The 22,323-nt window shown below is 43.0% G+C and carries 17 protein-coding genes and 1 pseudogene; 8 read left to right on the top strand and 10 right to left on the bottom strand.

Annotated features, from left to right (window positions below; translation table 11 throughout):
• Nucleotides 1–1,168, bottom strand: a 1,168-nt coding sequence (locus tag RH89_RS17870) for a condensation domain-containing protein (protein ID WP_004405103.1), incomplete at its 3' end; no start/stop codon positions are given.
• 361 nt (nt 1,169–1,529) lie between these two features.
• On the opposite strand from RH89_RS17870, the gene RH89_RS17860 reads away from it, so the two are divergent.
• Complete coding sequence (locus tag RH89_RS17860; RefSeq protein ID WP_004405101.1) at nt 1,530–2,600, top strand: 3-deoxy-7-phosphoheptulonate synthase; 1,071 nt, start codon at nt 1,530–1,532, stop codon at nt 2,598–2,600.
• A 104-nt stretch (nt 2,601–2,704) separates the two neighbouring features.
• Here the strand turns inward: RH89_RS17860 and RH89_RS17855 are convergent, their stop codons facing one another.
• The gene (locus tag RH89_RS17855; RefSeq protein ID WP_004405100.1) at nt 2,705–3,490 is read right to left on the bottom strand and encodes a 2,3-dihydro-2,3-dihydroxybenzoate dehydrogenase; all 786 of its coding nucleotides are present in this window, start codon (nt 3,488–3,490) and stop codon (nt 2,705–2,707) included.
• A gap of 265 nt (nt 3,491–3,755) precedes the next feature.
• Here RH89_RS17855 and RH89_RS17850 point away from each other — a divergent pair, with 265 nt between their 5' ends.
• Nucleotides 3,756–4,937, top strand: coding sequence for an isochorismate synthase (locus RH89_RS17850; protein WP_004405096.1), 1,182 nt, complete (start codon nt 3,756–3,758; stop codon nt 4,935–4,937).
• An 8-nt stretch (nt 4,938–4,945) separates the two neighbouring features.
• Nucleotides 4,946–6,574, top strand: a complete 1,629-nt coding sequence (locus RH89_RS17845; RefSeq protein WP_004405094.1) for a (2,3-dihydroxybenzoyl)adenylate synthase — start codon at nt 4,946–4,948, stop codon at nt 6,572–6,574.
• A 77-nt stretch (nt 6,575–6,651) separates the two neighbouring features.
• Here RH89_RS17845 and RH89_RS17840 read toward each other — a convergent pair whose 3' ends face one another.
• The 4 genes from RH89_RS17840 to RH89_RS17825 all read right to left on the bottom strand — a co-directional run bounded on the left by RH89_RS17840 (nt 6,652) and on the right by RH89_RS17825 (nt 10,752).
• Nucleotides 6,652–7,467: a siderophore-interacting protein gene (locus tag RH89_RS17840; RefSeq protein ID WP_004405090.1), complete on the bottom strand. Its 816-nt coding sequence runs from the start codon at nt 7,465–7,467 to the stop codon at nt 6,652–6,654.
• 50 nt (nt 7,468–7,517) lie between these two features.
• Nucleotides 7,518–8,411, bottom strand: coding sequence for an isochorismatase (locus tag RH89_RS17835; protein ID WP_004405088.1), 894 nt, complete (start codon nt 8,409–8,411; stop codon nt 7,518–7,520).
• Between the two features lie 158 nt (nt 8,412–8,569).
• Complete coding sequence (locus RH89_RS17830; RefSeq protein ID WP_004405086.1) at nt 8,570–8,911, bottom strand: isochorismate lyase; 342 nt, start codon at nt 8,909–8,911, stop codon at nt 8,570–8,572.
• Nucleotides 8,912–9,096: 185 nt separating this feature from the next.
• Nucleotides 9,097–10,752, bottom strand: coding sequence for a (2,3-dihydroxybenzoyl)adenylate synthase (locus tag RH89_RS17825; RefSeq protein WP_004405079.1), 1,656 nt, complete (start codon nt 10,750–10,752; stop codon nt 9,097–9,099).
• 215 nt (nt 10,753–10,967) lie between these two features.
• Between RH89_RS17825 and RH89_RS17820 the strand changes: the two genes are divergently transcribed.
• The gene (locus tag RH89_RS17820) at nt 10,968–11,195 is read left to right on the top strand and encodes a phosphopantetheine-binding protein (RefSeq protein ID WP_038146607.1); all 228 of its coding nucleotides are present in this window, start codon (nt 10,968–10,970) and stop codon (nt 11,193–11,195) included.
• Nucleotides 11,196–11,302: 107 nt separating this feature from the next.
• Here the strand turns inward: RH89_RS17820 and RH89_RS17815 are convergent, their stop codons facing one another.
• The 3 genes from RH89_RS17815 to RH89_RS17805 form a co-directional block, all read right to left on the bottom strand.
• Complete coding sequence (locus tag RH89_RS17815; protein WP_004405074.1) at nt 11,303–13,402, bottom strand: TonB-dependent receptor plug domain-containing protein; 2,100 nt, start codon at nt 13,400–13,402, stop codon at nt 11,303–11,305.
• Between the two features lie 476 nt (nt 13,403–13,878).
• Entirely contained in the window at nt 13,879–15,144 is a 1,266-nt protein-coding gene (locus RH89_RS17810; protein ID WP_004405073.1) for a condensation domain-containing protein, read from the bottom strand.
• Nucleotides 15,145–15,251: 107 nt separating this feature from the next.
• On the bottom strand, nt 15,252–16,151 hold the full coding sequence (locus RH89_RS17805; RefSeq protein ID WP_004405071.1) for a helix-turn-helix transcriptional regulator: 900 nt from the start codon (nt 16,149–16,151) through the stop codon (nt 15,252–15,254).
• A gap of 74 nt (nt 16,152–16,225) precedes the next feature.
• On the opposite strand from RH89_RS17805, the gene RH89_RS17800 reads away from it, so the two are divergent.
• The gene (locus tag RH89_RS17800; protein WP_004405070.1) at nt 16,226–17,599 is read left to right on the top strand and encodes an MATE family efflux transporter; all 1,374 of its coding nucleotides are present in this window, start codon (nt 16,226–16,228) and stop codon (nt 17,597–17,599) included.
• A gap of 26 nt (nt 17,600–17,625) precedes the next feature.
• Here the strand turns inward: RH89_RS17800 and RH89_RS17795 are convergent, their stop codons facing one another.
• Entirely contained in the window at nt 17,626–18,075 is a 450-nt protein-coding gene (locus RH89_RS17795) for a DUF3429 domain-containing protein (protein WP_004405068.1), read from the bottom strand.
• A 204-nt stretch (nt 18,076–18,279) separates the two neighbouring features.
• On the opposite strand from RH89_RS17795, the gene RH89_RS17790 reads away from it, so the two are divergent.
• The 3 genes and pseudogenes from RH89_RS17790 to urtB form a co-directional block, all read left to right on the top strand.
• Nucleotides 18,280–19,155, top strand: coding sequence for a substrate-binding periplasmic protein (locus tag RH89_RS17790; RefSeq protein ID WP_004405064.1), 876 nt, complete (start codon nt 18,280–18,282; stop codon nt 19,153–19,155).
• Between the two features lie 217 nt (nt 19,156–19,372).
• Nucleotides 19,373–20,656: an urea ABC transporter substrate-binding protein gene (gene urtA, locus RH89_RS17785; RefSeq protein ID WP_004405062.1), complete on the top strand. Its 1,284-nt coding sequence runs from the start codon at nt 19,373–19,375 to the stop codon at nt 20,654–20,656.
• Between the two features lie 674 nt (nt 20,657–21,330).
• A pseudogene (gene urtB / locus RH89_RS30690) lies at nt 21,331–22,323 on the top strand (urea ABC transporter permease subunit UrtB); the annotation flags it as partial.

The raw sequence follows: 22,323 nt of genomic DNA, 5'->3' as shown, positions 1-22,323 counted from the left end.
CGGGGGCTATCTGAGCATCTAAAGTTACCTGAGCACCTTGAGAGATCACCCAATTCATCTTACCGAATGCCTTGGTGACGGCATCAGTGAACAGGTTATCTCCATCAAAATCCAGACCCGAAGTAAATACAACTGGTGAAGCTTGCACCGTACCATGATGACGAGAGAGATCACGCATCAACGCAACACCTGAATAGTGTTCATGGCTAAGTAATTGATTAAGCTGATTGGCTGTGCGACGACAATGGTTAAGAGTAGATTCTTGCGCTTTTAAACTGGCGCTGTAAATCAGCAAGTTGGAAAAATCACCAATGATGGCGTCGACATCACCTTCATAAAACCCTCTATGGAAGGTGGGCACATTCAATCGGAAATCCGGAGCGTTACAAGAACTCCCAATAGCTTGTGAGAACAAGGTCAAAAAGAGCTGAGTCTGAGTTAAACGATGCGTTTTAGCCAGGCTTTCAATAGACGCTCTTTCGTCAGGTGTGAACAAATGAGTAAATCGCTGACTGTGACCATGTTGACGGTCAATATTCTCGCTAACGTAAGGAAATGCAGGCGCATCTGCAACACTTTCCAATCGTTCTTGCCACCATTTTTTATCTTCTTTTCTTTTTGAGACTAAGTACTTGTCTGCGGCTTGTCTTTCTAAATATTCAAAGAAAGGAACCCCTTGTGGAGCGTCATTTCCAGATTGTTCATTTGTGTAAAATTTGGCTAACTCTTCTACTAAAATTCGAAAACTCTGCGCATCAACAGCAATCATATCCACGTCAATATGAAGGCGGCATTGACCTTTTGAATGAAAAGTGGCGCTAATTTCTATACATTGACCGTTTTCTAAATCGAGTTTTTGATCCGTTTTAGTGGCACGTTTGTTTAGTAAAAATGACTCGGTGTCTTCTGAGTTTAAATGTTCGACGTTATCGACAACAAGCTTATGAATTGAGGACAAAGGAGAAATGGTCTGCTGCCCTTCAGGGGTGATTTTCATTCTTAGCATAGGATGACCAGCATAAAGTCTGGTTACCGCAAATGCTAACCGCTCCTCATTAATATTTTCCCCATCAAATTCCGCATAAATATGAGCGGCAACCCCTCCCATCGATTGACCAGATTGTCTGCCGACCAAATAAGCTGCTTGTATGGTTGTCAGTTCTTTCATTTGTATTTAATCCATTAAAAATGTGCCCAATGGCAAAATTGATTATTTAAATACACCACATTTAGGCTCAACTCAAACATTAATAATAATTATTATCATTTTAATAAATGAGATCGGTTGTATATCACTGAAGTTTGATGAGTATTTGAATAGCTTAACGCCATATCATTGATTTTCTTATCTAGAATACTGAGTTCAGCCCAGATAATAGACTTGACATTATGCTTCTCATATCTTAATAATCCCAACGCCAAAATGATAATGATTATCATTTGTTTAAAAATTAATCCAACTTGTTGCATAGTTGGACTCAACTTCGTTAAAGGTAAAGCATCAAGGAACACTTCTTGTAGGAGGAAGGATGCAAGAGCTACAAAAGCTGATTCACTCAACACCTATTGGTACCCTTCCTAGGGTGCCTGATGTGGTAAATGAAATAGCGTTGGATTCAGAGAGTGAATCATTCATCAACCAGAAAAGAGCAGAAATCACCCAGATTCTGAATGGTGAAGACAGTCGATTATTGGTGATCATTGGTCCCTGTTCGATTCATGATCCTGAAGCAGGTCTGGAATATGCTCGAAAACTGGCTAGCATTCAGAGCCAGTATCAGGATCAACTTCTGATTGTAATGAGAACTTACTTTGAAAAACCCCGTACACGAGTAGGCTGGAAAGGGTTGATTGTCGATCCAGATTTAGACGATAGCCATAACATGAGAAAAGGGCTGTTTGTTGCTCGTCAATTCTTGAAAGACGTTGTTGATTTGAAACTGGCTACAGCAACCGAGTTTTTAGATACCACCGTTTACCCGTACATTTCTGATCTTATTTGCTGGGGTGCGATTGGAGCCAGAACAACAGAGTCTCAAACCCATAGACAAATGGCATCGGGCATTCCTTGTCCCATCGGATTTAAAAATGGAACTGACGGTAACGTAAATATCGCAATTGACGCCATTCACGCCGCGAATTCCTCCCACCTTATCTGTGTACCTGGTTTTGGAGACGCGCCTATCGCTGCGATGACCAAAGGAAACCCAGCCGGACATATCATCCTGAGAGGTGGTCAGCAGCCAAATTATTCCAATGAACACGTTTGTGAAGTGACCAAACAACTTGAAGCAAGCGATCTCAACCCTCGTCTAGTGGTTGACTGCAGTCATGGTAACAGCCTTAAAGTGGCCAAAAACCAATTGGATGTAGCCAGAAATATTGCCAATCAAATTATAGAGGGTGAGCAATATATAGCTGGTGTTATGTCAGAGAGTTTCTTGGTTGGTGGCGCGCAAAAAATCGGTGACTTTCCATTGACCAAAGGACAGTCGATCACTGATGAATGCTTGAGCTGGGAAGATACCATTGATATTTTGAATATCTTTTCTGAAGCGGTATCTGTAGCCGAGCGCAAGCAGTTTTCCACCGTTGCTTAACCCAAATAAGCAATCGATTACCCTACGTAGCGATTTCTAATAAAGCTGAATACAAAAAGCGGTGCATCGCACCGCTTTCCTTTTATTTCATGTAAACAACCAATTTAGTTATCTAATGTGGCACCACCATCCACTCGCAAGTCATGCATGGTGATATGATTAGCCCCTTCTGACATCAAGAACAAAATGGTTTTCGCGATATCCTCAGGTTCTGCAATTTTCTTGAGTGGTATGCCCAACCTAAATTGCTCGGCATTACCAGCTATGACTTGGTCTTCACCATAATTTTCATTCCAAAGCTGCAGCTGCATTTCTGTGCGCGTAGAGCCAGGACTCACAATATTACAGCGAATCCCCAAAGGCGCTAACTCAATACCAATCGACTTTACAAACATATGCAGTGCAGATTTTGAAGCGGCATAAGCTCCCATATTCGCTCTCGGCGTGTTCGCCGCATTAGAACCAACAACAACGATATTGCCTTTACCGTGCTGTTTCATGCTTATAGATACAGCCTGCATCGCAGCCAATACCCCAAACGAGTTCACCATGAATGTGTGCTCAACTTGCTCAAATGGCATATCAGACAAAGCCCCAAGATGAAGAATACCTGCACAACTCACCAAATGGTCGAATTCGCCGTACTCTTCAATCCAACCATGAATTCGTTCCTTAACATACTCGGGTTGTGATAGATCCAATTTCGCTATTCGAAGTTGTCCCGGGAATTGTGTAGATAGGAAATCAGACTTTTTGGCGAGCAATTGCTCATCTATGTCCGTTGCTAATACCTTCGCCCCTGCGTCTAATAAACTTTCTAGCGTACTAAACCCAATACCTTTTGCAGCCCCTGTCAATAAAACGTGCTGTGCATCAAGAAAATTTGGCATATTTGCAAATAACCGAATGAAAAGTAATCAAAAAAGCAATCTCGTTAACATATCCTTAATAAAAATTGCCATGAAATGTGACCAATATCCAATAATGAGAATTAATATCAAATGGTAATTATTATCATTAGCATTTGGTCGTTGGTAACTGTAATCTTAGTCCCAAAAATAAGCAACCTGATGATGAACAAACCTATGACTGAGTCGCTCTTACGATTCTGTACAAAGGCTTTCATCACGATCTAATTTTCAAGAGGGATCTGTTATGAAAAGAGAAGTGATTGGCTACTCAAAAATGGAAAGTGAGCTGTTGGATAGCGAGCTGTTGTCGTCTCCATTTTTCTTCGCTTCCCCAAATAACACAATGATGGGCTCTGGAGTTGAAAACGAATTCCACGAGCCTATTGAATTTTCAAAGTTGGCTGAAAAAGCGAACGAAATGCTCCAAGCAGCTAAGAAAAGTGAATCGGATAATCCTGTCCTATTTGGTGTTGTACCGTTTAACGAAGAAAACCCGACCAAATTTATTGTTCCTGAAAAACTGTACGTTTCAAGTAGTACAAGGGCACTCAGACCAAATTCGCAATCTTCTTCCGACGCAAGAGTTATCTCTTCGCCAAGTGGTCATCATTACAAGCAAGGCGTTTCTGATCTACTGGACATGTTTGCCAATACTGAACTGTCTAAAGTGGTACTTTCTCGTGCAATTGAAGTCGCCACTGATACCGATATTCAACAGCAGGCTCTACTCCGTAATCTTTTATCGATCAATTCTAAGGGGTATACCTTTGCTGCAAACATCAGTGACGAGCAAAAGCTAATGGGTGCAAGCCCAGAACTTCTAGTGGCAAAAAAAGGGAGTCACTTGATCTCCAACCCGCTGGCTGGTTCTCGCCCACGTTCTGATTCAGATGAACAGAACCAAAGCTCAGTCAATTCTTTGTTGAACACAAACAAAGATCTCCACGAGCATGGTCTGGTTGTAGAAGAAGTTGAGCGTGTAATGAGCCAATACTGCTACAACCTCTACACACCAATGATTCCTTCAGTTATCGAAACCAAAACGATGCTGCACCTTTCAACTGTTCTGGAAGGACAGGTTAATGACCCAGCAATCAACGTGTTGAAGGTGGCTGCAGAATTACACCCTACCCCAGCGGTGTGTGGTTACCCACGTGAAAAAGCATACGACGCAATCAGAAAACTGGAACAGTTCGATCGCGGTTACTTTACGGGCATGGTGGGTTGGTGTGACTCAAGAGGCAACGGTGAATGGGTAGTGACCATCCGTTGTGCTGAAGTGCAGAAGCGACAAATGAAAGTGTTTGCCGGCGCGGGCATTGTTGATGAATCTCAGCCTCAAAGTGAGCTGGATGAAACAGGCGCGAAGATGAACACCATTTTGACCGCCGCTGGTATCCAGCTAAAAGACATGCTGACAGCATAGGTGAATTTGTGGGATTGAATAATCATTTAGATTTTACCTTGTGGCCAGACTCTCTGGTCACTCAATACAAGGCTCTAGGATACTGGGAAGACAAGACACTTTTTGACCGTTTCCAACATTCCGTCGCTCAGTTTGGTGACCACATTGCTCTTGTATGTGGTGAACGCCAATTTACCTACCAGAATTTAGCTGAACGAATCTCCACGCTGGCGTCTGGATTTCAATCTCTGGGTTTGGAAAAAGGTGATAATGTTGTGCTGCAAATGACGAACGTCGCTGAGTTCTATCTCTGCTACTTCGCATTATTGCAGAAAGGCATTCGACCCGTATTAGCTCTGCCTGCCCATCGATTTTCTGAAGTGTCTTATTTTTGCGCCCATGCTGAAGCAAAAGCCTACATTATCGATGGCGACCACACTGGGTTTGACTATCAGGAACTGGCAAAGCAAGTTCTTAGCGAAGACAACGCACTTAAACATGTCTTGGTAAGAGGCGACTCTTCAAACATTAAAGACGAAAGATTCACTGCACTGGATGAGATTAAAGGGCAACCCGATCATACCCAAACTGCAGACGCATCAGATTTGGCCTTCTTCCAACTGTCTGGTGGCACGACGGGAACACCAAAGCTGATTCCTCGTACACACAATGATTACGCTTACAGTGTGGTTGGCAGCAACGTTATCTGTGAATTTGATGAGAACACACGTTACCTTTGTGCACTGCCCGTTGCTCATAACTTTCCATTGAGTTCTCCAGGTGCGTTAGGCGTCTTTTTTGCGGGCGGAACCGTTGTGTTAACCCAGGATCCAACTCCAAAGTCTGCATTCAGGCTGATTGAAGATCATAACGTAACAGTGTCTGGTCTAGTCCCGCCGTTAGCATTGCTGTGGATGGATCAAGCTCAATCCACTCACCATGATATTTCGAGCCTTGAATTGGTTCAGGTGGGAGGAGCAAAGTTTAGCGAAACTGCCGCTAGAGAACTGCCGACAAAGCTGGGCTGTCAGCTTCAGCAGGTATTTGGTATGGCTGAAGGTTTGGTTAATTACACTAGACTGGATGATCCGATTGAAGTCATTGCTTCTACCCAAGGTCGACCTATTTCTAAGCATGATCAGGTAAAGGTGGTAGACGAAGATGGAAACCTTGTCCCGACAGGGGAAGAAGGTTTTCTTCTGACTCAGGGACCTTACACGATTCGCGGCTACTACCGCGCAGAAGAGCATAATCGCCGTTCGTTTAGTCAAGACGGGTTTTATAGCACTGGGGACATTGTCAAACTCACTGAAGAGGGCAATATCATCGTAACGGGTCGAGATAAAGACCAGATTAACCGAGGTGGCGAGAAGATTGCTGCCGAAGAAGTTGAAAACCAGTTGCTTCGCCATGATGGTGTTCATGATGCCGCGTTGGTTGCTATTCCTGATGACTACCTGGGTGAGCGTAGCTGCGCGGTGATCGTGAAGGCAGAGGGCTTCGAAGTTAATCCGATCAAGCTGAAATACTTCTTGCGTGATTGCGGCTTAGCGGACTACAAAATTCCTGATCTCATTAAATTTGTCGATTCATTACCAAAAACTTCAGTAGGTAAAATCAACAAGAAAAAGCTTCGAGAGGAATACGCTCAAGCTTAATTTTCAATGGTCTCAGAACCAGTAAAAAAAACCGAACTCAATGAGTTCGGTTTTTTTATTAGATGTACTAGAAGGAGTTAGTATTCTTCATCCATGACTTCGTGACGCTCGGCATGATAGGCCTCTTCGTCCTTACCTCGTTTCCAGTAAGGAATGGCATACATGTTTTTCTTAGAAAGTTGGTAATCTTGCTTAAGCTTTTTACGGCAAGCAATAACACTCTCATTTTCACCAGCGATGAAAGCCGAAATGGTCGAAACTCCCTCAGGTGGTGCGATACTATTGATGGCATCAAGCAAGTGAATGCGTCCACTTTTAGGCTGTCTCACAATCCATTCAACCAAAACTCCCTCTGGATGATTGATGTCATGTCGATCTTCTATTTCATCAATTTCTATGAACGCGTACCCTTTTGAATCTGAGGGCAACTCTTCAAGTATTGCGCTAATAGCAGGTACCGCTGTTAAATCACCAGCAATAATGTACCAATCCGCTGGTTCCAATAACGGATTAGGTCCAGCAGGACCAATCAAGCCAATTGTGTCTCCCTTTTTAGCTTTTGCTGCCCATCCGCCACCGGGAGTATTATCACCATGAATAACAAAATCTATATCCAGCTCGTTCTTGTCTGCGCGATATCGACGTACAGAGTACGCCCTTGCCACAGGTTTATGTTCCGGCCAAGTTATGATCTCGCCATCTCTAAATGGGAGCTGTAAAATACCCGTTTCTCTATTTGCAAAGAATAACTTTATATGTGCTCCATTCTGATCTTCAGGAAACCCTATTAGATCATTACCCGTTACTGTTACTCGCAGTAAGTTCTTAGAAATATATTCCTTACGCACGAAATCTAGTAACATCGGATGCACGCGTTCAGGATTATCGCTCATCGGTTTACCCCTTATGTAATAAAAGTTTTTGGAGCCACCGTGTCGAACAATTACGCTGACACTTCTTCTTTTTTATTGCTGACTGTTGCTTCTATTGTTTGCCACCATTCTTGTAGTGACACTGCTTCTATAAGCTGAGAAAACGATACGTTTGCTCCTTGCTTATTCCACTTTTCTACAAGAGTCATCGCTCTCATAGAATCTAATCCCATAAACATTAGATTTTCGTTTACATCAATGTCTTCGGCAGACAGCCCCAATGTTTCAGCAACATCAGACTGTAATACATTAAGACTTAGAGATTCACTCTTATTCTGTTGTATTTCTTCAACTGCGCTTTCAAGTGTTTTTATACTGCCTGCTCTACCTGCAACATAATGGAGAGTATGCACATGATCTTCACGAGTAAAATCAGCGATAGCATCACCAACAATAAATGGCTGAATATCCAACATAAATGCATCTAATGTGGTAGACAGAATACCAATGTGACCATAAATACCAGTTATGATGAGCTGAGTTTTATTGTGCTCATTCATGTAATCCAGCAAAGGCGTTTTCTTAAATGCGCTATAGCGCCATTTAACATATTCAATGTCGTCTTGCTCTGGTGCTAATTCTGAAACGATTGGAGTGTGGTCGCCGTTAAGACCTGGTCCCCAAAAATCAGTGAGTAAAGCTCGTTCTTTAGGATCTTGATTAGCTGGCTGTGCGGTGTAAACCACTGGAATACCTGCATCTTTAGCTTGCTTCTTAATTTTTTGAATATTTTCCAATATATTTGACATTGGTGAAGCATTAACATCATAGTAATTCACGAAATATTCCTGCATATCGTGAATCAATAAGACTGCCTTGCTAGAATCGATTTTCCAATCAGTTTTGTTTTCTGGAAACTCATTATTCTGTGGCAAGTCATAACTCGAAATTTTAGGTATAGCCATTTGTGATAGTCCTTAACACTTTAGTTAGCGCCTGACGCTAGATGATTTCGTTTTATGTCCAGATTTTTATTCGCGCTTTGCAACTAAAGCCAAAATTGATAATAGATAAAGTTTAATGCTCTGATTGCTTACCAAATTACTCAGGATATTACTGAGCTTTAAGATACCGGATTCTCCGATTCTTCATTTGAAAGCCCTCGAATAGTACGCCAATGCTTAATTTGCTGATTGATATACCATTCAATGATATTTGAGAATAATGACTCGACGTATTCAGACGATATTCCAGCTTCAATAGCCCATTTCTTCCTATCTTCCAACATCACCAGCACACGCTCGGGTGCAGGGATACTCTCTTCATCAGGTTTAAATTGGGCCGCGGCTTTCACATATCTCATTCGCTTGGAAAGAATCTGAACAATTTCTTTGTCGAGAGTATCGATTCCAACCCTGATATCGTTAAGACTCTCGCAAGCTTCTGGTTTCTTTAAAGATGACACGTTAATTTCCTTTCAACTTCATACCCTACTCTTACTCCAGCTGTTTACTGCTTGATAAATATGAAAAAGTAAAAGCTCTCGCTCAAAAGAGAAATGAGAATGTATCTTATTATCAAATCATATTCAATCAGTATACTGGGGTTTTTTAAAATAATATGGGCTGCACATTGCAGCCCATAATTCATTTAAATTTTCGTACTTACCCAAGGAGTACCATCCGGTCCTGGTACTCGCTTTTTATCAATCTTTCCTACCGCTGTTTTAGGGAGGCTAGATACAATATTTATCTCATCAGGAAGCTTGAATGACGCAACTCCCTGCTCTTTCAAAAATGCTCTTAGGTCTTGAAGAGTTGGGGTAGATCCTTTTCTAACAACAGCAACACCAATACGCTCACCTAAATGTTTGTCGGGCACAGGAACAACAGCAACTTGAGCTACATTCGGATGCGCCAATAACTGTTCTTCAATTTCATCCGTTGCAACGCATTCACCAGCTCTGTTAACAACGTCTTTGATCCTACCCGTCACTACAATATAGCCTTGCCCATCTACAACAACTCTGTCACCACTGCGATAAAATCCGTCATCAGTAAACGAACGTTGATTATGTTCATCAGCTCTATAGTAGCCTCTTAATGTGTATGGACCTCGCGTCAATAGCTCTCCTTCTTCGCCAACTGAGACAGCCTTTCCTTCACCATCGACCACTCGCACTTCGTCCCAATGACTCACTGGCTTGCCCTGTTTAGTCGCAATAAGCTCCGAATCATCACCAAGCCGAGTACAGGCAATCAAACCTTCCGCCATGCCAAACACTTGTTGCAAAGCTCCAGGGAAAACCTTTTGAACCGCTAGTGCGTCGGTATAAGCAAGCTTTGAGCCTCCAACTTGCATGAGCCTTAGGCTGGATGTATCTGCCTGTTCCCATTCCTTAGCTGCAGTCCACAACTGCGCTAACGCCGGAACAAGGGCGGTTGCAGTCACCCCGTGCTTCTCAATGAGATCAAAACAAAAATCAGGGCTTGGGTTGGCACTAAAGAAAACTTCTCCACCCGACTGAAGTGCGCCAAGTAGACCAGGGCACCCCAAAGTGAAGTTATGTGCAGCAGGTAAAACAGCAAGGTAAACCTCTTGGTCTGACAACTCACTTGCTTGAGAGCAACTCTCAATATTATATCGATAGTCGTTGTGAGTTCTTGGGATGAGTTTTGGTAGACCTGTCGTCCCTCCAGATACCAGAAAAAGTGCAGGATCATTAGGGTTTGGTTCAGCGGGTTTAAACTGGCTGATATCTCCTAAAGGAAGTGGCTGAAATTGATTCGACTCTCCCACTATAAAAGTATGCTTAGCATCGAGTAAATCTTGCGACAATTCGCTCGCTATCTGTTCCGCCTTTCCATCTTTATCTAAATTTGATCCGATATATCCGGATGCTCCAGACACTTTTACAAAGTGACTGATTTCTGCAATTCCATGCGCAGGAAGCGCCAAGACAGGAACTAATCCCGCACGCTGTAATGCGAAGAATACGGTAGCAAAATGTATGCTATTCGAAACTTGGAAGACAACCCTGTCCCCAGCATTTAAACCACTTTCAACTAAACCCGCTGCCACTTTATCTGATTCTTCTAATAGCTTCTTATATGAGTAAGAACCCGTTGAATCTGAAACAGCTACTTTTTCGGCATTTCTCTCTACACCCTCACTAAGAATCCCCCAAAGTGGAGTATCTCGCCAAATGCCAGCCTCTTTATATTTCTCGGTTTGAGACTCGGGATGCTCAACAAAACCCACCAACAAACTCTGATGGTCAGATTTGTCCTTTAATACGGTATCCATACTATTCCTTGTTGTACTCATTCAACGTTGAAATAAATGCCATTCTAGAAAAGCTTATGATTCGTTCAGACACTCATCCAACCGACGTTCATTATTAATTTAAATGGTAATAATAATCATTTGAATACCACAATCAAGTAGTGATATTGTTCATGTCGAGAATAAACGAAATACTGGAAGTTAATCGTAACCTTCCGAAAAAAAAGGATATTGTTTTGTCTACACAAGTAAAAAATCTCGATCTTCTAGCAGATGTCAGTCAGCTTCTTGGCGTGCCGGCAGAGTCTATCTCTCCAGAAACCAACCTCATTGAATTAGGATTAGATTCAATTAGCTTAATGAGGTTTACTGGTCAGCTTAGAAGCAAAGGGATAGACATTAAGTTTGATAAACTTATCGAGTCTCCTACTATTGAATCTTGGGATAAGCTCATTAACGCTTAAGAATAATTAGACTTGTTGCTCTGAGCTTCTTAAATCAAACGACAAAGAAAAAACGCCTTGCTTAGATATAAGCAAGGCGTTTTGTTTTCTAACAAGGTATAAAACCCTTAGAAATTCAGTTCAACAGATGCACCAATTTGGCGAGGTTGCTGCTTGATTGGATCATCCAGTGAGTTGAAAGAGTAGAATGTGCTCTCTCGAGAATCAAACAGGTTAGATACGAATAACGAAGCTCTACCATTATCAAACAAGTAGGATAGTTGAGCATTTGCTACCCAGTATGGTGATACTTTTTGGGCTTCATCGTTTTTACGCTCAGAATAATATGCCCCTGTGTATGTCGCGTTACCACTTAATTCAAAATCATTGGCAAATGTGTATAACGCACCTAGGCTACCAGATAGAGCTGGAGATCTTGGAAGTTTTCTCTTGGCACCACCTTGCTCAGCAGTTTCGGTAAACTCTGCTTTTAAGAGACCCATGTTTGCAAACACTTCCAAATCCATCGTTGCTAACCAACGCGTGCCGATTTCTGCACCATACGTTTTAGCGCTATCGATATTCTCAACGAAAACATAACCATCTGCACGTGTTTGCTGGATTTGCATATCTTTAAAATCGTTGTAGAAAACATTAGATGTTAGTACAAGTTTATTTTCGTTTAGACTATGTCTGGTGTAAAACTCGTAGTTCCAAATGTATTCTTCGTCGAAAGTGTAACCAATTTTTGGTTTTTTAGCTGAGGTATCTTCATGTAACGCTAAGCCTGCACCACCAGAGTTGTAACCTTTCCCTACTCTGAAACCAATAGTTTGATTCGCATAAGGTTTGTAAGCAATTTCGGCTTTTGGTAAGAAAACGGATAATGATTCATCATAATCTAACTTGATAAACTCAACTTTTCTCTTGACTCGCTCTTTTTCAAATCGACCCGCAAGTATCAAGTCAATATCAGGTTGAACAGAGTAAGTCACTTCTGCAAAAGCAGACTGCGTATCTGTACCACCCTCCATTGGATATACAAAGTCTTTCTTTGCTCTAGGGCTATATGTGGTGAAAATATCATCAAGTGAAGATCTGTAATACCTTAGTCCAACCAAACCGTTTAACTTGTCGTCCAATGAACTATATTTAATCATCGGTTCTATATGGAAGTCTGTACCATCTGTTGTAAAGTCTGCTTTGACGCTAGGTTGAGTAAATCTATCGTAACCAAATTTTGAATAGACAAGATTGTTTTCAAAGGTGATAGTGTCTGTAAGTTCCCATACTATGTCCCAAGACGTACTTGTAGAATCAGTTGTATACGTTGGACGGTACTTTGTATAGGTGGAACCGTTTTCATTTTCAGACTGTGGTGATCGCGAACTCATATGAGCGATAGCCAGAGTCGTTTTAAAACCAGGTAGCGCTGAAGGTTCATACAAGAATTTGCCTCGAACAGAGGTCATCTCAATTCGATTTGCGTCCCCAGCAGGATCATAAGTCGCCAAATCAACATGACTTTTTCGCTTTTGTTGGTCAACACTTAAACGAAATGCCAATTCGTCCTCTATTATTGGCGCTGAGATCATCGCCGCTGTCTGTGTGTAATTTTGTTCCGCTATCGCACCTTTTACAGCGCTTTCAAAATGGTAAGTCGGATCTTTAGACTTCATTACAATAGCACCAGCCGAAGCACTTTTACCCTGAACATAACTCTGTGGACCAAGATAAATTTCAACTTGCTGCATGTCCCATAAAGAACGAGGACCAAATGCAATTTCAGAGTAAGTCAGTGAACGTCCGTCAATAGAGAGATTTAAGCGAGGAGATGTGCCAGCAAAGCTTGCAGCACCACCAACAGTCGGTCCAGAGCCATCTATACCTCGAACAGTAGGAATACTGTTACCATGACCAGAGTCTACTATGTTTGGTGTTAGCTGAAGTAGGTCATCAACCTCTGATGCACCTGGCGTGGTATTGATGCGATCTTCGTCATATACCTCAACACTTGAGCCAGTATCGTAGATTGAACGTTCTGTCTTCTCACCAATGACTGTTACTACAGAAATGGTTCCGTCCTGAGCGGCTGCATCATTATTATTGTTTGTTTCTGCAAAAGCCTGACCACCGACGCAGAGCCCCATGATAACCGCGGATAATGTGCGCATTTTGAATGTTTTGTTTCCTGGCACATTCATTCGCGCTGGGCGTAATGCTGTCATTTAAAATTCTCCTTAACTGAGCATTAACAATGGGTGCACACAAATACCCGAGCTTAATGAGGAGGAGTAAAAGGAAGCGAATTCAAGTGTTTTGAAAAGGCGATGGACTCATGAAATGAGTATTTATCTTGACTTCCTATGTCTCTCATTAACCACTGCATTGGGTATTTGAGCGCAAAAATTCCGACTAGAATCCGACAATTTGATAGAGGAAAAAGGGCACCAAAGAAGAAACTTTGGATAAATGCTAAGTTTTTTCTATCTGTGTCTTGACGAATTCTGGATTGTACTCTAGCGATCACAAATATAAATGTAAAGCGTTCTCATTTATATTTAGTAATAATTATTATTATCAACAATGAATTTGTTCAGGAGATCATGTTTTTGGATTGAGGCGCGCGTAGGAAATGACGGACAAATAGAGTGGAACTCCCCGCTATTGACAAATAAAACAATAGCAGAGAGCAAGATTAGAGCTAAATTTCTAATACTTTACTTATATATTTCAATAAATTATCAGAATGCCGTGTTATTTCTCCCTGGGAATAGAGTCGATTCTCTCCTTCCACTTTTAAACTCATATTCGTTGCATCTCTGGCACTGCGAACGGTGATATTGAAGCCATCAGCCAGCCCACTCGCAACTATTCTATGCTTCGTTTGGCAACCAATGAATTCAGGTGAATCAAATGGCAATATGTTAATAAAAGGTGAAAGAAAATAACTTTGCTCTTTACATTGCACTTTATTCTCTAATCGAAATCGACCATGTATATACAGCTGTCTAATTTCTTTAGCAGCTCGCTTTAAATATTCTTCTACTCCTTCATTAGCTTTTTTCGACACTAAGAAAGGAATAATATTGACCATTAATGAAGGTGTATTTGCGCAAGAGTTTCCCATTCGGTTCATAAATGGAAGCCAAACCGGAAGAGGGTCATCATTTTGAGACTGTCCCTTTTTATCCTCATATAGGTAAGCAGAAATGAGTAAGACAAGAATATCAGTCCAACCAATCATAAGTTTTTTAGAAAGAGACAGTAATGTTGCGGTAATGGCTTGAGGGATTTGTTTATCATCACTGTGGGTTTCTAACGAAATCTCTTCTGAATTATTGCGAGTCAATTTCGCTTCAGATAGATAGCTTTCCCAGAACTGCCTGTCGACTTCAAATCTTTCACCAAATCGGTAGTCGCTGTCTTCTCTAAGGTAAGTATCCAAGCTTTTAAACCCCGAGTGAGGTTTTTGCCCGTTAACCAGACTACTGTAGAGCAGTGCGCACCTTTGCTCGATCAAGTTCATGCCATAACCATCGACAGCAATATGATGTGTCCGAATGTACCACCACACCCTATCATCGGCTAAAACATACAATTGCAGCTTAGAAATGGCATCGCTTTCTAAATTCAGAGGGCAAAGCGCATCGGTTTCCATTGCCTTAGTTGCCCGCTTCTCGGCATCATCAAAGGAACGTAAATCGGTAAGTTCTACATATTTTGAATCGTTACTTTCGAGAGACTGAAGAGGATAAGAGCTACCCTCTTCGTTTTTGAACTTCAATTTAAGGACTTCAGCTTCACTGAATGCCATCTGCACGGCTTGATGCAGCTTTTCAATATCTATGTTACCGCTGATTTCCAAACAATGGGCGACATTTGAAAAAGGCTTATCGGGGTGTTGTAAGTATTCATCCCAATACGATTGCTGCGCATTGGTTAACGGGTGCCATTCTTGGCGTATCATGGTTTCCTACCTGATTAAATTATTCATTTCTAGCCGCCACTACCTGGCACTGACTTGGCTACGAATAATATCAACGTGCCATCAAAAAACAATGATAATCATTATCACTAAAGACGTATTCCTTTGTTTTTCCGAAATTCTCTCGGTGAGCAACCGTGGTATCGGGTAAATCGATGAGTAAAATTGAAAGGGTCTGGGTACCCCAAACGCTGAGCAATCATGGTTACCGACCAGGATTCATACAAAAGAAGATCGGCTGCGCGTTCCATTCTTAATGAAATCAGCCTTTGTTGAGTACTGCATCCAAAAAGCTGTTTTGTAATTCGATTCAACTGCTCAACACTTAAAAAGCAACGTTCTGCAATGGATTTAACCGTCCAAGAATAGTGAAGCTGGGATTCTACTTCGTTAAATACGCTTTGAACCCGAACATGGCTGTCCGACGGGGACTCTTCACTGCGATCGCCAAGCAGCATTCTCGAAAGCTCGCTGACGTAAAGCTTTCGGTATGTTCCCCTTCCCTCGTTTTCGTTATACAGCAAACTTAAAATTGACCATACCTGCTCACAGTAGCTGGATGGCTCCACCCTTCTGCCTCCCTTAGACAAGACATTCCACTTTGAAGTGTTCTGAAGCAGTAACCAGGACATACGCCAGCCTATTTTCTTGTCGGCAATTTCAAAACGAAAAGGCTGATTAGGCGGAAGGAACGTAACGGTATGCGGATCGATGGTAACCACCTGACTCTCGGTAATTAGAACTCCGCCGCCTTCATTAGTGAACAGTAACGTATGGAAATCGGGCCCAATCCGTTCCACATGATAGTCACCACTTATCTCAGACTGACCCGCCATATACAGGTGACTTTTAACAAACTCAGGAAAATCAGACTGGGAAAGAAAACGCTCCTTACATGCATCACCCAGGAATATTTCATCACGCCATTCATTCTGAACAGAAAATGAATCAATGACGGATTTACACAGCTTTTCTGATTTTCCGAACATTTTGTTTGCTCCATACCTTAGATATATTAGCCACCCAGCAATAGCTAAACGATTTTCTGGTTTAAGGATACATTATGAAAGCGCATTCTTTAACACCCACCATCAGACCTAATGCCCTTTTACCACAGGTAGCAAAGCTTGCGTTTCCGGTAGCCATTCAAAGTGCTTTGGTGGCGATTCTTGCGCTGGCTGACGTTTTAATGGTCAGTGATTTTGGGCAAGAAGCGACGGCTGCGGTGGGTATCGCAACTAAATGGCATTTTGTTGCAACCATGATTATCGCAGGGTTAGCCGCAGCCAACGGTGTACTGGTGGCACAGTATTGGGGAAAAGACGACAAGGTCCACGCTAAAACTGTCTCGGTGCAGGCTTTAAAATTTGGAGCGGTATTGATTGTTCCAGTCACCGTTGTTTTGACCCTCTTTGCTGCTCAAATAATGCGCCTGCAAACAGCAGATAATAGTGTCATTGAATTGGGTGCGGATTATCTTATTTATGGCTTTCCAATTTTATTACTTACGCATGTTGTACTGACTGCCGAGTCGAGTTTAAGAGCCAGCGGAAATGCAATACTGCCACTGATCATCGGCGCTATTACCGTAGGTTTGAACATTGGCCTGAATTTTGTCTTTATTAAAGGAGCCGGACCCATTCCTGCCATGGGCGTTGCAGGTGCAGCGCTGGCAACTACTCTTGCAAGATTGATTCAGGTTATTCTGATTGTCGCGGTACTTAGCTGGCAGAAAAACTGGCTTATCACCACAACCGGAATCAAAAACCATCATACCTTGTGGATGTCGTTCAAAAGACTGGCAATTCCAAGTGCATTTGGTGCGGTATTGTGGGCATTCGGCACACTGACTTACCAAATGATTTTTGGTCATATGGGCACGCAAGAGCTTGCGGTATTTAGCATGGTTGGTCCTTTTGAATCCTTATGCTATTCCGTTTTCTTTGGTATCTCGGTTGCCTGCTCTGTCCTCATTGGTCAATCTCTTGGGCGGGACGAGTTCGAACATGCTCAAGTGATCTCCACTACGATCCTGCGCTGGGTATTCTTACTCGGTTTAGGGCTGGGAAGTGCCTTGTACCTATTGAGAGAGCAAGTCATTGATATGCTGAATCTAAATACTGGTGCACTCTACCCTCTTGCTCTGCCTGCGATAGGAGTGATGGCATTTGGTATCTGGATACGCATGCTCAATATGATCATTATTAACGGCATTCTTCGAGCGGGTGGAGAGCACATGTTTTTTATTCGCATGGACTTTTTAGCCATGTATGTTGTTGGAATTCCCCTAACCGCTTATGGGGCTTTCATCGGAGAGTGGAGTTTTGGCTGGGTTTATCTGGCGATAATTACGGAAGAAATCGTACGTTTTTCACTATGTTTCCAGCGCTATCGTCAAAAACGCTGGGTCGCCAATCTAACTCTCAGGCAAGCCTGAGTGAGCGGTATTAAAATCTGACTGCTTCAGATAACCAAAGCCACACCATGAAATGCAACAACGCCAATGGTTAGACGTGTTCTGAGCGCGTTATACCCTTTGGCGCTGTTTTCATGTTCGGAATTTCTCAATGTTGCCTCGGTAAACCAAACTGCAATATACCCAAATGCCAGCATGATTAAGGATATCCAATGATTTTCTGGCGATTGCAGTAACACAGCCCAAGCGATAAACGTAAAGGAGTTACTCAGAAGCATGCCATTTCGACTCAATGAATGAGAGAAATGATCGATCGCATTTCCCCAAAGCGCGCCAGAAAGAAAACTTAAAATAACGGCACTGTACGTAACAAAAAGCCCTAGTGGGGTATGCCCAAAAAGAGAAATGTCCGCAATTATCAGTATCAGGCATCCCAAAAAAGGCAGTAACCCCAGGTAACCCAGTTCCATCATTACATGTCTTGGTGTCTGTTCCATCATCCACTCCAGAGATCCACATTGCTTATTGGTATTAAATTGCACCTGTACAAATAATAGACAACTTAATCTACCACGAAGATGAATGTGCTCTCATTATTGCAGTTTCGATTTCAGAACGTTGATTCACCCTAAGACCCCATGATGCAAGTTTTATAGCCTTATCTATACTCAAATTAATAAGCTGGAAACTGAGGTTCAAGGATGCGGATACGTTCTCTTATTTGGTTGCTCAACGTGTTGGCGATGGCGAACATTAGCCATTCGGTTGCCAGTGAGGATAACCAAGAAAAGGTCAGCGTATGCAGTGAATCCTGGGCGCCTTTCTATTACCAGGATCCTGAAAGCAAAAGCCAAACTCCTCCAAGAATCATGGGCATCAACGTAGATATTTTAAAAGCCATATCGCAAGCGTCAGGGTTAGATTTTGAATTTGAGCTGATGCCACACAAACGGTGCCTTCACAACACTCAAAAACATGGCAATCAAAAGAAGCATGAAATCACGTCCGATGTCACTTACAGTGCTGATAAAGCGAAAGATTTCTACTTTGTCGGTCCTGCATATTCCTTATCACGCGCCATTTTTTACTCAAAGAACCAGTTCCCCAAAGGGGTATTTAATCCTAAATCTGCGTACAAAATTACTAAAGTGAAAGAGATGCGACACTTCACTGTGTGTGAGAGCGATGGCAGAATTTTTAACGATTACTACGCGAAACACGGCGTACCCAAGGAAAACATCGTTTCCAGTAGTAACGCCAGTTTAAGTAGCTTGTTAATGATGCTCGACAAAGGCAGATGTGAAATCATGGAAGTGCCAGCGGCAATTCTCGCGGGAAGTGTCGCCATTGAAAATTTGATGCTCCAGGAGAATGTACATTGTCAGCAATTAAATGAAGAACCGGTTGGCTTTTACTTTCTGGTATCAAAAGCCTCTCCCAGAGCCGAGTATCTGGTGTCTACGCTCAACCAAGGTTTAATTAAGCTTAAGCACTCCGGGCAGCACCAAAAAATCATCGAACACTACTTCACCTTACTCAGTAATCGTAACGGTAAAGCCATCATCGATTGTCTATAAATTTTCACCATAGTGCCTCCATTTCACAACTTTAGTGAAAACTTGATTACGTTTGCACCAAAACCATTCAAGCCATATACCTAGATATGCAATTAAACAGATACCAACCAAAACAAAATAATATTTATATTCAAACAGTTATAACAAAAATCAATCTCAAAAAATGACTGGCACACTTCTTGTTGATGAAGTTTTATTCACAATAAGGAGATACACAATGAAGAACATGACGTTCAAATTAAAACTTGCTGCTTTAGGGACACTCATTTCACTTTCTGCACCGGCTCTAGCGGAAGACACCATCAAAGTCGGCGTTTTACATTCGCTATCAGGTACCATGGCGATCAGTGAAACAACCCTCAAAGATACGGTTTTGATGCTGGTTGATGAGCAGAACAAAAAAGGCGGTTTACTTGGCAAAAAGCTCGAAGCTGTGGTGGTAGATCCTGCGTCCAACTGGCCTCTTTTTGCAGAAAAAGCGCGCGAATTGATTGAAAAGGAAAAAGTGGATGTCGTATTCGGTGGCTGGACATCGGTATCACGCAAATCCATGCTCCCTGTGTTTGAAGAGCTGAATTCCATTCTGTTCTACCCCGTGCAATACGAAGGGGAAGAGTCTTCGAAAAACGTTTTCTACACTGGCGCAGCGCCAAACCAGCAAGCCATTCCTGCTGTCGATTATCTGATGGATGAACTGGATGTAGAACGCTGGGTACTGGCTGGTACGGATTACGTTTACCCTCGCACTACCAACAAGATCTTGGAAGCGTACCTGAAAGATAAAGGCGTCGCGGCGAAAGACATCATGATCAACTACACCCCGTTTGGCCACAGCGACTGGCAGTCCATTGTATCGGACATCAAGAAATTCGGTTCCGAAGGTAAGAAAACTGCCGTGGTCTCCACCATCAATGGCGATGCTAACGTGCCATTCTACAAAGAACTGGGCGCTCAAGGACTCTCTTCTGAAGATATTCCCGTTATTGCATTCTCGGTCGGTGAAGAAGAACTGTCAGGTATGGATACGTCTCCGCTTGTTGGTCACCTTGCTGCATGGAACTACTTTATGAGCGTCGATACCGAGGCAAACGAAGAGTTTGTTGAGCAGTGGCAAGACTTCATCAAAAGTGAAGAGCGCGTCACCAACGATCCAATGGAGGCACACTACATTGGCTTCAACATGTGGGCGAAAGCCGTTACCAATGCAGGAACCACCGACCCAGAATCGGTACAAAGTGCGCTGATTGGCGTTTCCGTACCTAACCTGTCTGGTGGCTACTCTACAATGCTGCCAAACCACCACATCACCAAGCCTGTGCTGATCGGTGAAATTCAAGACGATGGTCAGTTCGACGTGGTTTGGGAAACCACAGGATTAGTCGCAGGCGATGCTTGGTCTGACTTCTTACCGGGTTCTAAAAACCTTTATTCAAGCTGGTTGCAGCCGTTTTCTTGCGGCAGCTTCAACGTAGAAACCAAAAAGTGCTCTGGCACAAACTGATTGATACCCCTTTTGCCCTTCGCACTTTGTGAAGGGCTTTTTTGCTTAGCACGGACAACAAAATGCAATTTATTCGATACTTCCTCATCTGGGTCGCCTGTTTCAGCGCGTTCCAGAGTTCGGCAAGTACGCAGGCTGAAGGTCTTAATGATCTTGCGCCTCAGGTACTCAGTCGGAAATTTGAAGAACGTAAAGCGGCGGCAGACTGGCTTGTCACTCATCAGCCAGAACTCGCAAAAGTGATGCTCACTCACTGGCTGAACGGCGCACTTTACGTTCACAAAACCAATCCGGGTTTTTACTCCATTGAAAAGCTGAAAAAAGGTCAGTTGGCCTATCAAATCGCTTCGGACAGACAAGTGGTTGTCGAGTCCAAACGCGCGTTCAAAAAAGCCAAGCTGAACAACAAGCTGCGTTCGTATCTTAAGGTGCTGATCGCCAAGATAGATCTGATTTCTTCGGATCCTACATCTCGGTTGGAAGCCAGCCAAAAGCTGCTTGGAACTAAAGATACCAATCTGATTGCGCTGATTCAGACGCAGCTAAAATCCGAAACAGACGAGGAAATAAAAGGCAACCTGGCTCTTGCCTTAAATCTTTACAAAGCCACTTCAGAAAAGGGCGACGTTCAGCGTGAGGCGATAGAAAGCATCTCTGGTTCTAAAGCGCCACAGGTGTTCCAAACGCTGAACCAGATATTAGAAACCAGTGATGATTCAGCCGTTATCGCCGCCGCCAATAAAGCACTGGCGAAATATCAGCAAAGCCAGCGCCTGTATTCGGGTATTGAAACCGTATTCTTCGGTTTGAGTCTGGGTTCGGTGTTAGTGCTGGCAGGAATCGGCTTAGCCATTACGTTTGGCGTGATGGGCGTGATCAATATGGCGCACGGTGAACTCATCATGATTGGAGCATACACCACCTATGTGATTCAGCAGATTTTGCCCTCTTACCCCGGTGTGGCGTTGATTCTCTCAATTCCTGCGGCTTTTGTTATTTCTGGGTTAGTTGGCATCGGGATCGAGCGCAGTGTGATTCGTCATTTATACGGACGACCATTGGAAACACTTCTTGCGACCTTTGGTATCAGCTTGATCTTACAACAGGCGGTTCGCTCTATTTTCTCCCCTCTTAACCGCTCGGTAACCACGCCAGAATTTCTTTCAGGCTCGTTAGAAATTAATCCGATGTTGGCACTGACCTACAACCGCCTTTACATCATCCTGTTTTGTATTGCCGCTTTCGCTGCACTCATGCTGATCCTTAAAAAGACCCCTCTTGGGTTACAGGTTCGCGCGGTTTCCCAAAATCGTTCTATGGCGCGTGCCATGGGTATTCGATCAGAACGAGTCGATATCATGACCTTTGGCTTAGGTTCTGGCGTTGCAGGTATAGCAGGGGTAGCACTTTCACAGCTCACCAATGTGGGACCCAACATGGGGCAAGCCTACATCATAGACTCCTTCATGGTGGTGGTATTCGGCGGCGTCGGAAACCTTTGGGGAACGCTCGTGGCAGGTTTAAGCCTAGGGCTGTTCAACAAAATACTGGAGCCGTGGGCAGGTGCCGTATTAGCAAAAATTGTGGTGCTGGTCTTTATTATCCTCTTCATTCAAAAACGACCAAGGGGGTTATTCCCTCAACGTGGTCGCGCGGCGGAGGGTTAA

This window comes from Vibrio nigripulchritudo ATCC 27043, from assembly GCF_000222685.1.
Lineage (GTDB): Bacteria > Pseudomonadota > Gammaproteobacteria > Enterobacterales > Vibrionaceae > Vibrio > Vibrio nigripulchritudo.
Note: the sequence above shows the minus strand (reverse complement) of the source record. Positions and strands in the feature narration are given on the sequence as shown.